Annotated in this window: 13 protein-coding genes; 12 read left to right on the top strand and 1 reads right to left on the bottom strand. The window is 42.1% G+C overall.

Annotated elements, in window-relative coordinates; translation table 11 throughout:
* The first annotated feature begins 95 nt into the window (after positions 1–95).
* The 12 genes from glyQ to AB685_RS04825 all read left to right on the top strand — a co-directional run bounded on the left by glyQ (position 96) and on the right by AB685_RS04825 (position 13,212).
* The gene (gene glyQ, locus AB685_RS04880; protein ID WP_047969369.1) at positions 96–983 is read left to right on the top strand and encodes a glycine--tRNA ligase subunit alpha; all 888 of its coding nucleotides are present in this window, start codon (positions 96–98) and stop codon (positions 981–983) included.
* Complete coding sequence (gene glyS, locus AB685_RS04875) at positions 976–3,060, top strand: glycine--tRNA ligase subunit beta (protein WP_047969368.1); 2,085 nt, start codon at positions 976–978, stop codon at positions 3,058–3,060. Before glyQ ends, glyS begins: the two co-directional genes overlap by 8 nt.
* A gap of 363 nt (positions 3,061–3,423) precedes the next feature.
* The gene (locus AB685_RS04870) at positions 3,424–4,053 is read left to right on the top strand and encodes a helix-turn-helix transcriptional regulator (protein ID WP_082153500.1); all 630 of its coding nucleotides are present in this window, start codon (positions 3,424–3,426) and stop codon (positions 4,051–4,053) included.
* Positions 4,054–4,067: 14 nt separating this feature from the next.
* Positions 4,068–4,871, top strand: a complete 804-nt coding sequence (locus AB685_RS04865; RefSeq protein WP_047969366.1) for a pyruvate, water dikinase regulatory protein — start codon at positions 4,068–4,070, stop codon at positions 4,869–4,871.
* 264 nt (positions 4,872–5,135) lie between these two features.
* Positions 5,136–5,606: a YaiI/YqxD family protein gene (locus AB685_RS04860; protein WP_047969365.1), complete on the top strand. Its 471-nt coding sequence runs from the start codon at positions 5,136–5,138 to the stop codon at positions 5,604–5,606.
* A gap of 31 nt (positions 5,607–5,637) precedes the next feature.
* Positions 5,638–7,452, top strand: a complete 1,815-nt coding sequence (gene dnaG, locus AB685_RS04855) for a DNA primase (protein WP_047969364.1) — start codon at positions 5,638–5,640, stop codon at positions 7,450–7,452.
* Between the two features lie 45 nt (positions 7,453–7,497).
* On the top strand, positions 7,498–8,622 hold the full coding sequence (rpoD, locus tag AB685_RS04850) for an RNA polymerase sigma factor RpoD (protein ID WP_047969363.1): 1,125 nt from the start codon (positions 7,498–7,500) through the stop codon (positions 8,620–8,622).
* Positions 8,623–8,744: 122 nt separating this feature from the next.
* A complete protein-coding gene (locus AB685_RS04845; RefSeq protein WP_047969362.1) occupies positions 8,745–9,272 on the top strand; it encodes a hypothetical protein in 528 nt (175 codons plus the stop codon).
* Positions 9,273–9,411: 139 nt separating this feature from the next.
* Positions 9,412–10,551, top strand: coding sequence for an acyl-CoA dehydrogenase family protein (locus tag AB685_RS04840; protein ID WP_047969361.1), 1,140 nt, complete (start codon positions 9,412–9,414; stop codon positions 10,549–10,551).
* 337 nt (positions 10,552–10,888) lie between these two features.
* Positions 10,889–11,272 carry a cytochrome c550 gene (cccA, locus tag AB685_RS04835; RefSeq protein WP_047969360.1) on the top strand — a complete coding sequence of 128 codons (384 nt, stop codon included), beginning with the start codon at positions 10,889–10,891 and terminating at the stop codon, positions 11,270–11,272.
* Between the two features lie 115 nt (positions 11,273–11,387).
* Positions 11,388–12,107, top strand: a complete 720-nt coding sequence (locus tag AB685_RS04830; RefSeq protein ID WP_047969359.1) for a tRNA (adenine(22)-N(1))-methyltransferase TrmK — start codon at positions 11,388–11,390, stop codon at positions 12,105–12,107.
* The gene (locus tag AB685_RS04825) at positions 12,091–13,212 is read left to right on the top strand and encodes a Nif3-like dinuclear metal center hexameric protein (protein WP_047969358.1); all 1,122 of its coding nucleotides are present in this window, start codon (positions 12,091–12,093) and stop codon (positions 13,210–13,212) included. Before AB685_RS04830 ends, AB685_RS04825 begins: the two co-directional genes overlap by 17 nt.
* A gap of 204 nt (positions 13,213–13,416) precedes the next feature.
* Here AB685_RS04825 and AB685_RS04820 read toward each other — a convergent pair whose 3' ends face one another.
* Positions 13,417–14,367, bottom strand: a complete 951-nt coding sequence (locus AB685_RS04820) for a 4-hydroxy-3-methylbut-2-enyl diphosphate reductase (protein WP_047969357.1) — start codon at positions 14,365–14,367, stop codon at positions 13,417–13,419.
* Between the last annotated feature and the right edge of the window lie 18 nt (positions 14,368–14,385).

Genomic DNA, 14,385 nt, shown 5'->3' with positions numbered 1-14,385 from the left:
GCTCAAGCTCCGTCCCGCGGAAAGCGAACACCTGGAACGGAAATTAACAGGAGTTTTCATCAGCAACCAATAAGAAAAGATAGGAAGGTGTCAAAATGAACATCCAAAACATGATCCTGACCCTGCAAAACCACTGGTCAGAACAAGGCTGCATCCTTATGCAAGCATACGACGTAGAAAAAGGCGCAGGAACAATGAGCCCCTATACATTCCTAAGAAGCATCGGCCCTGAGCCATGGAATGTCGCATACGTGGAACCATCCAGAAGACCAGTCGACGGCCGTTACGGGGAAAACCCGAACCGTCTATACCAGCATCACCAATTCCAAGTCATCATGAAGCCGTCACCCGACAACATCCAGGAGCTTTATCTCGAATCATTAAAGAAGCTAGGAATCGATCCCCTGAAACACGATATCCGATTTGTTGAAGACAACTGGGAAGCGCCAACCCTTGGCGCAGCAGGACTCGGTTGGGAGGTTTGGTTGGATGGAATGGAAATTACCCAATTCACCTACTTCCAACAGGTTGGCGGAATCGAGTGTAAACCAGTTTCTGTAGAAATCACATACGGAATTGAGCGTCTCGCTTCCTACATCCAGGATAAGGAAAATGTATTTGACCTAGAATGGACGGAAGGATTCACAGTTCGTGATATCTTCTTGCAGCCGGAATACGAGCATTCCAAATATACATTTGAAACATCTGATCCTGATATGCTATTCTCTTTATTTGATATCTATGAGAAAGAGGCGCACCGTCAGATGGATTACGGACTGGTTCACCCTGCCTATGATTATGTACTTAAATGCTCTCATACGTTCAATCAGTTGGACGCACGCGGTGCCATTTCCGTTACAGAGAGAACTGGTTATATCGGTAGGGTCAGAAACCTGGCTCGTAAAGTGGCAAGAACCTTCTATGAGGAAAGAGAAAAGCTAGGTTTCCCTATTTTGAAAAAGGAGGAGAGTACCCATGAATAAGAGAGATTTTTTATTTGAAATCGGATTAGAAGAGATGCCGGCGCGGTTTGTAACGGATTCCATGAACCAGCTTCAGGATAAAGTGAAAAGCTGGCTTGATACAAACCAGCTTTCTTACGAAAACATTCATGCGTATTCTACTCCTAGAAGACTTGCAGTGGTGGTAGATGGCCTTGTGGAAAAGCAAGAGGACGTTACCTTGGAAGCGAAAGGGCCAGCCAAGAAGGTCGCTTTAACAGCGGAAGGCGAATGGTCGAAAGCAGCTCAAGGCTTTACCAGAGGCCAAGGCCTGACGGTAGATGATATATATTTTAAAGAGATTAACGGTGTAGAATATGTACATGTACAAAAGCACGTAGAAGGAAAAGACACAAAAGAACTCCTTAGCTCCTTAGCTTCTGTTGCAACAAGTCTGCACTTCCCTAAAAACATGCGTTGGGGTGATGAGGATCTCAGGTATGTGCGTCCAATAAAATGGTTGATTGCTTTATTTGGTGAAGAAGTAATTCCCGTTGAAATTGCAAAAGTGAAATCAGACCGTGTGTCATCCGGACACCGTTTCCTCGGAAGTCAGGTAGAACTGAAGGATGCTGGAAGTTACGTGGAAGCGATGCTTTCTAACTATGTAATCGTCAATGCTGTAGAAAGAAAAGAAGCAATCAGGAAACAGTTGTCCATCATCGGAGAAGAAAATGGCTGGAACATTCCTGTAGAGGAAGACCTTCTTGAAGAAGTAAACAATCTTGTGGAATATCCTACTGCGTTGTTTGGGACTTTCGAGTCGGAATACCTGTCCCTGCCTGAAGAAGTACTGATTACGTCTATGAAAGAGCATCAGCGTTATTTTCCAGTTAAAAGCGAAGATGGAACACTTCTACCTTATTTCGTAACGGTTCGTAATGGAAATCATGAGAACCTTGATATTGTTGCGAGAGGGAATGAAAAAGTTTTGCGTGCAAGACTATCGGATGCCGCATTCTTTTCCAAAGAAGATGAAAAACTTGTAATTGAAGATGCTATTAAAAAGTTGGATAAAATCGTGTTCCATGAAGAGATCGGGACAACCGGTGATAAAGTAAGGCGTGTCCAAACCATTGCAACAGGTCTAGCAGAGCTTTTGAATGTGGACAGTGTAACAGTGGACCACGTGAAGCGTGCAGCTTCTATCTATAAATTTGACCTTGTGTCGCACATGGTCTATGAATTCCCGGAACTGCAAGGGGTTATGGGTGAAAAATATGCAGTGGCGAAAGGGGAAAGTCCAATAGTTGCGAAGGCTATTAATGAACACTATATGCCGCGTTCTGCCGAAGACCAGACACCAGCTTCTGATGTTGGAGCGATCCTTGGCATCGCAGAAAAAATGGATACTATCGTCGGATTCTTTGCAATCGGTGTAATTCCTACAGGTTCACAGGATCCTTATGCATTAAGACGCCAGGCATCCGGAATCATTCAAACAATCCTCAATAAAAAGTGGACTCTCTCTCTAGAAGAATTTATTCTGTCAGTAGTTGAGCGTTATGCTGAGAAAGGGATTGCGAAAAAGAACTCACAAGCAATTCTTGATGACCTAATAGCATTCTTCAAATTGCGGCTTAAAAACAATTTATCCGAGCGTGGAATACGTTACGATATCGTGGATGCGACCCTTGAGTTGCCATTGGAAAATATCTGTTCAACTGTTAAAAAGGCTGAGACACTCAATGAGAAAAAGAATGAAGCGGACTTTAAAGAAACAATGGAATCGTTGAGTCGTGTTTGCAACATTGCCAAAAAAGCGATACTCTCTGTCGATGTGAAGGAAGAGCTTTTAAAACAAGAGGAAGAGCAAGAGCTTTATAGACAATTTAATAACAAAAGGGAACGTGTGTTACAGGCGGCTGCAGTGCAGGATTTTGTAGTTGCTTACGACGAGCTTGCTTCGTTGAAGCCGGCTATTGATACATTCTTTGAGAACATTATGGTAATGACAGATGATGAGGCGATTAAAACAAATCGTCTTGCATTGATGGATAACCTTTCTAAAGTCATTTCCATTTTCGGAAATGTAAATGGAATTATCGTAAAGCAGTAAAAAGGACAAAGCCATAACCCTATGGTAAAATAGTTAAACACGCGAAAGAGGCTGACTAAAGGCATTACCTCACAATATTTAGTCAGCCTCTTTCCAATTCTTCTGTTTATCAGTATAATTAGTATATATCAATTACATATACAGTATGTCACAAATAGAAAAGCGGAAGGCACCCGTTCAGCGGCGTACAAACTGGACTGAGCCGTCTGAGATAAAGGAAACACGGAAGAGCGATAGCGATTCGGATGTTGAGCTTATCGTAAGAAGGCGAGGGAAGTTTGATAGACGCTGGGTGCCTGGAGCTGGACAATAGAAAAGCGGAGGGTATCCAGCACTCCATAACCCAATAGGTGGTGAACGACAATCGAACTGAATAAACGGCAAGAAACTATTTTGCAAATTGTAAAAGAACAAGGACCGGTTACCGGAGAGGCAATAGCAGATCAATTAAACCTAACGAGGGCTACTCTCCGTCCAGATCTTGCGATTTTGACAATGGCAGGTTATTTGGATGCAAGGCCACGAGTGGGCTACTTCTATACCGGTAAAACGGGGTCGCAACTATTATCTGATAAAATAAGTAAAATTCAGGTGCATAATCATCAATCCATACCGGTCGTTGTACTTGAAAGTGTTTCCGTCTATGACGCTATCTGCACGATGTTCCTCGAAGACGTAGGGACCCTGTTTGTAGTGGACAATTTCTCTATCATAGTAGGTGTGCTTTCACGAAAAGATCTGTTGCGGGCAAGTATCGGGAAACAGGAGCTTACATCTATCCCGGTCAATATCATCATGACGAGAATGCCCAATATCACGTTTTGTTTCAAAGAGGACCTCATCATTGATGTGGCTCAAAAACTAATTGAAAAACAAATAGATGCTCTTCCGGTCGTCAAGAAAACGGACAAAGGCTATGAAGTAATCGGTAGAATCACAAAAACAAATATTACGAAAGTGCTGGTTGCCTTAGCACACGATGACATTATCTAGATTGGAGGAAAATCATGGAAAAGCGTATCGTGTATATCGTATCTGATTCTGTTGGGGAAACAGCAGAACTGGCAGTAAAAGCGGCAATAAGCCAATTTAATGGAGCAAACTTCCATCTGAAAAGAATACCTTATGTAGAGGATATCGCTACATTGACGGAAGTGATATCCATTGCAAAACTAAACCATGCTCTCATCGCATTTACACTTGTTGTTCCGGAAATGAGAAAGCACCTTGTGTCTATGGCACAAAAAGAAGGGGTCAAAGTGTATGATATCATTGGACCTTTAGTTGATTTGATGGAACAGGAGTACGGAGTTAAACCAAAGTACCAACCTGGCCTCGTCCGTCAATTGGATGATGATTATTTCAAGAAAATAGAAGCGGTCGAGTTTGCCGTGAAATACGATGATGGAAGGGATCCTAGGGGTATTATCAAAGCGGATATCGTGCTGGTTGGGGTATCAAGAACGTCCAAGACACCATTATCCCAATATCTTGCCCACAAGCGTCTGAAAGTGGCGAACGTGCCAATTGTTCCGGAAGTGGATCCACCGGAAGAACTATTCAAAGTGAATCCCGAAAAATGCTTCGGACTTAAAATCAGCCCGGAGAAACTGAATGATATCCGAAAAGAAAGATTGAAAGCCTTAGGTCTGAATGATAAAGCTGCTTATGCCAATCTGGAAAGAATTAAGGAAGAATTGTCATTTTTCGAATCCGTTGTAAATAAAATAGGTTGTGAGGTTATCGACGTCACCAATAAAGCGGTGGAGGAAACGGCCAACCTGATTGCTAATATATATAATAAACGATAGAAATATTGGAGCGCTTTTCGAAGGGCTCTTTTTCTTGGACTTATTATCCGTAGTTATCGGTGCGAAACAGTAGTCATTTCATAAACTTTATACTATAATAAAAAATTGTGATAAAAAATTACTTGATAAGGTTTAGAGTGACTGATTATCGAATAAACTAAAACTAGCTATAAGTCAAGGGCATTAATATAGTTTCGTTCGACAACCGCAAAAAAACTAGCGAAAAAAAGAGGTTTTTGGGAAGGGATGTAGAAACCATTTAACATGCAAAATAATCGTAAACCTATTATTTTGGTAGACGCCGATGCTTGTCCTGTTAAAGAAGAAATAAGTAATATTAGTCATACATATAAAATTGATGTGTGCTACGTTGCTTCTTATTCCCATGTCATGACCAAAAAAACAGAAGGTACGTGGGTTCATGTGGATGATGAAAAGGAATCTGCAGATCTATATATTTTGAATCATGCCAAAAAGAATGATGTAGTCGTCACTCAAGATATTGGTCTAGCAAGTATGTTGGTATCGCGTAACGTTTATGTTCTCACTCCTCGTGGAAAACAGTATGAAGAGAGTGAAATGGAACTGAGCCTGCATATGAGATTTTTATCCGCGAAAGAGCGCCGTAAAGGGAACTATTCAAAGGGGCCAAAAGCTTTCACTTCCAAAGACAGGGAAAGATTTGTCCACTCACTTAAAAAAACTTTGTCGAAAATTGCAGGAATTCTCGAATAGAGAGAGAAATAGTTAGTCACGGAGTGTTGTTATGAATTATCGAATTCCTGAACAGACAATCGATCAGATAAGGCAGTCTACCGACATTGTTGATGTGATAAGTGAATACGTGCAATTGAAAAAGCAAGGTCGCAATTATTTCGGACTATGTCCGTTCCATGGGGAAAGTACTCCATCTTTTTCTGTCTCACCAGACAAACAGATCTATCATTGCTTCGGCTGCGGAGCTGGTGGAAACGCCTTTAACTTTATTATGGAAATTGATGGGGTAAGTTTTGTAGAGGCTGCACAGAAGCTTGCAAAGTCATCCAATGTGGATGTGGAAGTACCCGAATTTTCGAACACGGAGCAATCAGGACAGCCCAAAGAAACAAAATGGATGATGGATGCACATCTCCTTTTGCATAAATTTTACCATCATTTGTTATTAAATACAAAAGAAGGTCAAGAAGCATACGATTATGTGACCGGCAGGGGCTTCACCGATGAAACCTTAAAGAGATTCGGTGTCGGCTATGCTCTTAACAGCTGGGACTTTGCATTGAAGTTCTTGACCAAAAGAGGTTATAATCAACAGCTTTTAGAAAAAGCAGGCCTTTTGATTGAGAAGGAACACACGGCCGAATACTTCGATCGTTTCAGAAATCGGATCATGTTTCCCATCCATGATCATAAAGGGAATGTTATTGCTTTTTCCGGGCGTGTACTTGGAGAGGGAGAGCCAAAATACTTGAACTCACCAGAGACTCCACTTTTCAATAAAAGTAAGATTCTCTACAATTTCCATCAGGCACGACCTCATATCAGAAAGCAGGAACAGGTTATCCTCTTTGAGGGCTTTGCCGATGTCATTGCAGCTGATGGGGCCGGTTTTCCAAATGCCATAGCGACAATGGGGACGTCTTTGACAGAAGATCAGGCCCGTATCATTCGCAGGCATGTGGAGAGTGTCATCATCTGCTACGATGGAGATAACGCTGGTATAGAAGCTGCATATAGGGCAGCAAATATATTATTACAGCATGGTTGCTATGTAAGAATTGCTATGATACCCGATAAAATGGACCCTGATGACTATATCCGTAAAAAAGGATCAGACTCATTCAAACAGGATGTAATAGGGGCAAGTTTAACGTTCATGGCATTCAAGCTCAGGTATTTGCGTAGTGGCAGAAATATGAATGATGAAGGCGAACGGATGCGGTATGTGGAAGATGTTCTGAAAGAGATTAGTATGCTGACCAAAGCGGTTGAGCGGGATCATTATCTTCGCCAGTTATCTGATGAATTTTCGATCTCCTTGGATGCTTTGAAACAGCAACAGTTCCAAGTGTATAAATCTTTAGTGCAAAAAAAGGATTATAACGAGCAGAATAGAATAAATATACCTAACAAGCCAAAAATCTTCTCACAAGCATTAAAACCGGCTTATTTGAATGCTGAACGCTATTTGCTGGCACATATGCTGAAGGATAGGTCCGTTTCCGAAAAGGTGCAGGCTGCCATTGAAGGGTCCTTTATTGTGGAGGAACACCGGGCTATTGCCACTTATCTGTATGCCTTTTACGAAGAAGGCTACGAACCGAATATCAGCATATTCATGGAACGCATCCCCGAACAGGAGCTTAAGAAAATTATATCCGAGCTCGGTATGCTTACTGTTGAAGAGGAATTAAGTGATGCGGTATTACATGATTATATGAAACAGGTGTTTAATTATCCAAAATTGTTAACAATAAAAGAAAAAGAACAAGAAAAAAAACAGGCAGAGGCACAAAGTGACTTTATGGGTGCTGCACAAATCGCGATGGAAATAATCCAAATGAAAAAAGAGTTAAAACAATAAATATACCTCTTTATCGCGTTCAATGTTGGAAGGAGGGGACAGTTGATGGCTGAAAAATCAGCACAATCAAAAGAGATGGAAACAGAATTGACCATCGATCAAGTAAAAGAACAATTAACAGAAGTGGGTAAAAAACGTGGTGTCCTAACCTATGAAGAGATAGCCGAAAAAATGGCTGGATTTGAGATAGAGTCCGATCAGATGGATGAATACTACGAATACCTTGGTGAACAAGGAGTGGAAATCATCGGTGAAGCAGAATCCGATGATGATCCGAACACTCAACAACTTGCCAAAGAAGAAGAATTTGACCTAAATGATTTGACTGTGCCACCTGGCGTGAAAATTAATGACCCGGTAAGAATGTACTTAAAGGAAATTGGGCGTGTTGACCTTCTATCGGCAGAAGAAGAAATCAGTCTGGCGAATCGTATCGAAGAAGGCGACGAAGAAGCGAAACGCCGTCTTGCTGAAGCGAATCTACGTCTTGTTGTTAGTATTGCCAAACGCTATGTGGGCCGTGGGATGCTATTCCTTGATTTAATTCAGGAAGGAAACATGGGTCTGATCAAAGCAGTAGAAAAGTTTGACTATCGTAAAGGATTCAAATTTTCTACATATGCAACATGGTGGATTCGTCAAGCTATCACGCGTGCAATCGCTGACCAGGCAAGAACCATACGTATTCCTGTTCATATGGTGGAGACAATCAACAAGCTAATCCGTGTTCAACGCCAGTTGCTCCAGGATCTTGGACGTGAACCAAGTCCGGAAGAAATTGCAGAAGACATGGACTTAACACCTGATAAGGTCCGGGAGATCCTCAAAATCGCCCAGGAACCTGTGTCACTTGAAACACCGATAGGGGAAGAGGATGACTCCCACCTAGGAGACTTCATTGAAGATCAGGATGCAACTTCTCCGTCTGATCACGCTGCATATGAACTGTTGAAGGAACAATTGGAAGATGTTCTGGATACACTTACAGATCGTGAAGAGAATGTATTGAGACTACGTTTCGGGTTGGATGACGGCCGTACACGGACTCTTGAAGAAGTTGGTAAAGTCTTTGGAGTTACAAGAGAACGTATCCGACAGATTGAAGCCAAAGCACTTCGTAAACTGAGACACCCGAGTCGCAGCAAACGTCTAAAAGATTTTCTTGAATAGAATCATATATGGAAATAGTTTGCTTTTCTTAAAAAGAGTAAGCTATTTCCCTTTTTTTGCAATTCCTTAATTTTATAATATTCAGTTATCTATATCTGGACCTGTAATTGGAGTGTTAATCCGTGAACAAACAAAGGAAACAAACAATCGTACAAGAAATTGAGTACTGGAAGAAGAATCGTATGCTGCCGGAACAATATTGTGATTATTTAATGGCTTTATATACCGAGGGAGAAGGCGTTGATCAACCAGAAAAGCAAAAGAAAAAGATTTTCTTCATCCTTTATGCATGCCTGATACCCTTGCTGATTCCAATAACATTTCTTGTCATTTATTTTACTGAAATGCCAGATCATTTGCAAATGGTCCTGGTAACTTTTTTTATTCTGCTTTCTTTAATCGGATATTTTACTTTTCGAAGAGAGCATTTTTTGATACATATCCCTGTCATTGCAAGTGCACTACTTATTCTTATCCTATCCATCAAACTGTTGGAAACGGATACTTTCCAATTGCCGGCAACCTTTATTATCATTACATTTCAGGCATTGATCTGGTTTATTCTCGGTTACTTGAAGAGATGGTACTATTTAAACATTGCAGCTATTATAACTTTGTTGTTACTTGTGGTGAATATTATTGTAATGTAATATACGCACAATTTAATTATTTTAAAAAGTTGTGAAAATTCCCTCATATCTATTATAATACAAATGAAAGCGCATTCAGAATTTTACGAATGGTAGAAATTGCGGCTAAGGTTTTCCAAACAACAAGGGGGGAAAGATTTTGAATTTTGATTTAACGTCAGAACAAACGATGATTAAGAAAACAATTAGAGAGTTTTCCGATGAAGTGGTAGCTCCTGGAGCACTACAACGAGATCGCGATAAGAAATTTCCTGTTGAGGTTTTTCAACAGTTATCACAACTGGGGATGATGGGATTACCTTTTCCAGAGGAATATGAAGGTGCAGGCGCAGATACAGTAAGTTTTGCAATTGTGGTAGAAGAGCTGAGCCGTGCTTGTGGATCAACGGGTATTACTTACTCTGCACACGTTTCACTTGGTGGGGCACCACTGAATTTGTTTGGTACAGAGGAACAAAAGCGCAAGTATTTAGTGCCAATTTGCACGGGCGAATCACTTGGTGCGTTCGGGTTGACCGAACCGAATGCCGGATCTGATGCAGGTGGAACACAGACTACTGCTGTGGAAGATGGAGATGACTTCATCATTAACGGAAATAAATGCTTCATCACCAATGCAACATACGCCAAGCATTTGGCATTGACGGCAATTACAGATAAAAAAGGGAACGAAAAGGAAATATCAGCTGTAATCGTACCAACAGACGCCAAAGGGTTCCAAGTAATTGATAACTATGAAAAAATGGGTCTGAACGCATCCAACACGACGGAATTGGTATTAGAAGATGTACGCGTACCTCAAGAGAACCTATTAGGTAAACGTGGAGAAGGCTTCAGGCAATTTCTCGTCACCCTTGATGGAGGGCGTATCGGTATCGGTGCGATGGCTGTTGGTATTGCACAGGCAGCTTTTGAGCGAGCGCTCGCTTACTCTAAGGAAAGAAAACAATTCGGTCGTTCTCTCTCAAGCTTCCAGGTAAATCAATTCAAACTTGCCGATATGGCAATGAAATTGGAACTTGCCAGAAATATGGTCTATAAAGCGGCTTGGCTGAAGGATCAAGGCAGACCGTTCTCAAGGGAAGCTTCCATGTGTAAACTCTACGCATCGGAGGTATGCATGGAAATTGCAGACCAGGCTGTCCAGCTTCACGGCGGTTACGGATATATGAAAGAGTATCAAGTCGAACGCTTCATGCGTGATGGAAAACTCTTAGAAATCGGGGAAGGTACCTCCGAAGTACAAAGAATGGTAATTGCTAGATCACTTGGGATTTAATAAGTAGGACAACTAATTGTACTATTTAGGTTTCTAGCTGTTGATTGGAGCAAAAGGCTCAAGATTGTCGCCCAGCGGAAAGCGGAGCCGTTTGCGGAAATTAACAGGGGTGTATAAAAAATTCCCGAATCGCACATCAGTTGCCTCTTTTTGAGGTACAATATAGTCAAGAAACTTAAAAACCTTCATCTTTCATGATGAAGGTTTTTGTCTAAACTGTGAATTTACCATAGAAGTTGGCATTTAAGTCTTTTCCTATAGTAAAATATAAAGTAAAATAGAGAGTGCTTGTATAAGATAAGACTCACGTACATGTACATAAGGAGGTTTGAATAGCATGAATCGTAATCCGCTTATTCCTTTTGCATTTATTGCGGTATTAGGTCTCGGACTAATGTTCTTACTATCTTTCGTTGGACTTGATCAAGCAGACAAGATCGCATCAGGCGAAGATGAAACAGTAGAATTGACTGCGGAAGAACTTTACCAACAAAACTCTTGTATCGGCTGTCACGGCGGCAACTTGGAGGGGGCAGGGGCTGCTCCGGCATTGACCGATGTTGGCGAACGTCTTTCCCAAGATGAGATTAAAGACGTTATCGTGAATGGACAAGGATCAATGCCAGCTAACCTAGCTACACCTCAAGAAGCTGAAGTTCTTGCTGAGTGGCTTGCTAATGGTGCTGAAAGTGAAGAAGGTCAAGAAGAAGGCGAAGAGTAAGATTTGTTTTATTAGCAAAATGTTACACATATAAAAGATCCTTTGCAATTGTGAAGGGTTTTTTTTTATACTTGGTAGTAAGCATTTAAAATACATAAGCAAAGAGGATACAGACATGAATGAATTAAAGCTCTCAAAACGTTTGGAAGCAGTTGCTTCATATATACCGAAAGGCAGTGTATTGGCGGATATCGGCTCAGATCACGCCTATTTACCTTGTTATGCCTATCTGCAAGGGTTTATTAAAAAGGGGATAGCGGGTGAAGTGGTGGAAGGTCCTTTTCAATCTGCCGTACAACAGGTTCAAAAGACGGAAATCGATCACATCATTGAAGTGAGAAAAGGAGATGGGCTGGAAGTCATATCTCCAAATGAAGTGACTTGTATTACCATTGCCGGAATGGGTGGAACACTGATTCAATCCATCCTGGAAAAGGGAAAAGAGAAATTGGCAGGAGTTCAAACGCTAATTCTTCAGCCGAACATCGGCGCACAGAAAATCAGGGAATGGCTGCTTGATAATGGGTGGGAGCTTGTAGCAGAGCAGATTTTACTTGATGACGGAAGAATTTATGAGATTCTGGTGGCAGAGCGTGGGGATAGTGAAAAGCCATATGCTTTTAAAAAGGATGCGTATTTACTGGTAGGACCGTTTCTTGCCAATGAAAAAAATGATGTGTTTGTCCAAAAATGGACCCATGAGCTTGCACATTGGAAGAAAATCGTCTCACAGCTAGAAATAGCAGCAAAAACAGAGGCAAATGAACAGAAGATGATAGAACTCGGAGAGAAGATTCGACTTGTAGAGGAGGTATTGGGTGTTGAAAACAGCTAATGGCTTACAGATAATAGAATGGTTTGAGCAGTTTTCCCCGAAGAAGTACGCAGTCGAGGGGGATAAAATCGGTCTTCAGATTGGTTCATTGAATAAGCCCATTCATAAAGTGATGGTGACATTGGATGTGCTTGAAGAGGTCGTGGATGAAGCGATTGCCCTAAATGTGGATTTGATTATCGCTCATCATCCACCGATCTTCAGAGCCCTTCCAAATGTCACCGACAACTCTGCAGCAGGAAAGATTGTTACCAAATGCATCAAACACGACATCAGTGTCTATGTGGCACATACGAACCTTGATGTGGCAACTGGTGGTGTGAATGATCTGCTTGCAGAGGCTTTGGGGTTGGAAGACGTGAAAGTGCTTGTTCCGACTTATAGAGAGGAACTTCGAAAGCTGAGTGTGTTTGTTCCAGTGTCTCATGCAGAAGGGGTTAGGGAGGCACTCGGTGAGGCAGGTGCAGGACATATCGGAAACTATAGTCATTGTTCCTTTAGTGTGGAAGGTGAAGGGCGTTTTCTTCCTCTTGATGGGACGGAGCCTTTTATCGGAAAAAAGGGACAGCTTGAAACAGTAGACGAGGTAAGGGTAGAGACAGTTTACCCTGTAAGTTCTGAAAGGCGTGTCCTGAATGCTTTGTTTAAAGCCCACCCTTATGAAGAGGTTGCCTATGATGTTTATAAGCTTGAAAATGAAGGGGAATCTCTAGGATTGGGACGTGTAGGGAAATTGAAGGCGGGCATGACCTTAGCCGACTTTGCGTCCCATGTAAAAAAAGGCCTGGATGTCAAAAATGTAAGAGTGGTCGGGGATCTAAACAGCGAGATTAAGAAAGTTGCAGTGTTGGGAGGAGACGGAAATAAATATATCCATGCAGCAAAATTCGCCGGTGCGGATGTGTATGTGACAGGGGACCTTTATTTCCATACCGCACACGACGCCATGGCACTTGGATTAAATGTGATTGATCCGGGCCATTATGCGGAGAAGATTATGAAAAAGGGTGTGGCTGAGAGATTATCCGCAGCTGTGCAAGAGAAGAAATGGGAGCTAGACGTCTTGGTTTCAGAGACGAACACAGACCCATTTACGTTTATGTGATCTTTAGAGAAACGCTCCTCCTGAGGGGCGTTTTTTTTAATGATGGCTCTATTTTCAAGGATTGTTGCTATTGTATGACCCCTGGAGGAGTCCCAAAAGGTCGGAGTTAGTCCTCATAGGAGTTAGATTCACCCCCCCCCCGCTCAATCCGATCCAACTCCTAAACTCAAAAAAACACCCTCCAAATCCGGAGGGTGCAAATCTTTATGAGGTTTTCGCCCTTTTCACTTTTGGCAGGATCTTTTGCAATGGAACATTTTTCGTCGTGTTCCACGTATCCTTATTCAGTGGATCGAACTGCTCCACAAAGCGGATAACTTCTTTCGTAATAGGGGTTGGAGTCGATGCTCCGGCTGTAACGGCCACTGTGCTGGCACCCATCAACCACTCCACGTTCAGCTCACTAATATCGGAAATACGATAAGCAGGGGTTCCTGCAATCTCCTGTGATACCTGTGCTAAACGATTGGAGTTATTACTTTTAGGGTCACCAACTACTATCGTCACATCAGCCTGTCCGGCCTGCTCGGCAACTGCTTCCTGTCTGACCTGGGTGGCAAGGCATATTTCCTTGTGCTGTTCCACGTGTGGGTACTTTTCCTGTACCTTCACCATGATGTCAACAACATCCCATTGACTCATGGTCGTCTGGTTTGTGACAATGATTTTTTCACTCTTAATGGAAAGTGACTCCACATCTTCAGCCGTTTCCACCAGATGAACGATGGAAGGGGCGACACCAACAGCACCCTCAGGCTCTGGATGCCCTTTTTTACCGATATAGATCACTTCATACCCTTGAGCTTCTTTCATGCGAATTAGATCATGTGTACGTGTCACATCCGGGCATGTCGCGTCAATGGTAGTCAATCCTTTTTCCTTGGCTCGCACCTTTACTTCAGGTGATACACCATGGGCAGTGAAAATGACGGTACCTTCATGGATCTGGTCGAGAATCTCCAGTCGATTCGCACCGTCCAGTGTAATAATTCCTTCCTCTTCAAAAGCGTCCGTTACATGTTTATTATGAACAATCATACCTAAAATGTAGATTGGGCGTGGTAATGTCTTATCTAATGCTGCATTTCTGGCAATCACCATAGCATCAACTACACCATAGCAGTAGCCACGAGGGGCGATTTTAATAAGCTCCATATAGGGATAACCCTCCTT

Source organism: Bacillus sp. LL01 (assembly GCF_001037965.1).
The sequence above is the reverse complement of the archived record's forward strand: the minus strand, read 5'-3'. Positions and strand labels throughout refer to the sequence as shown.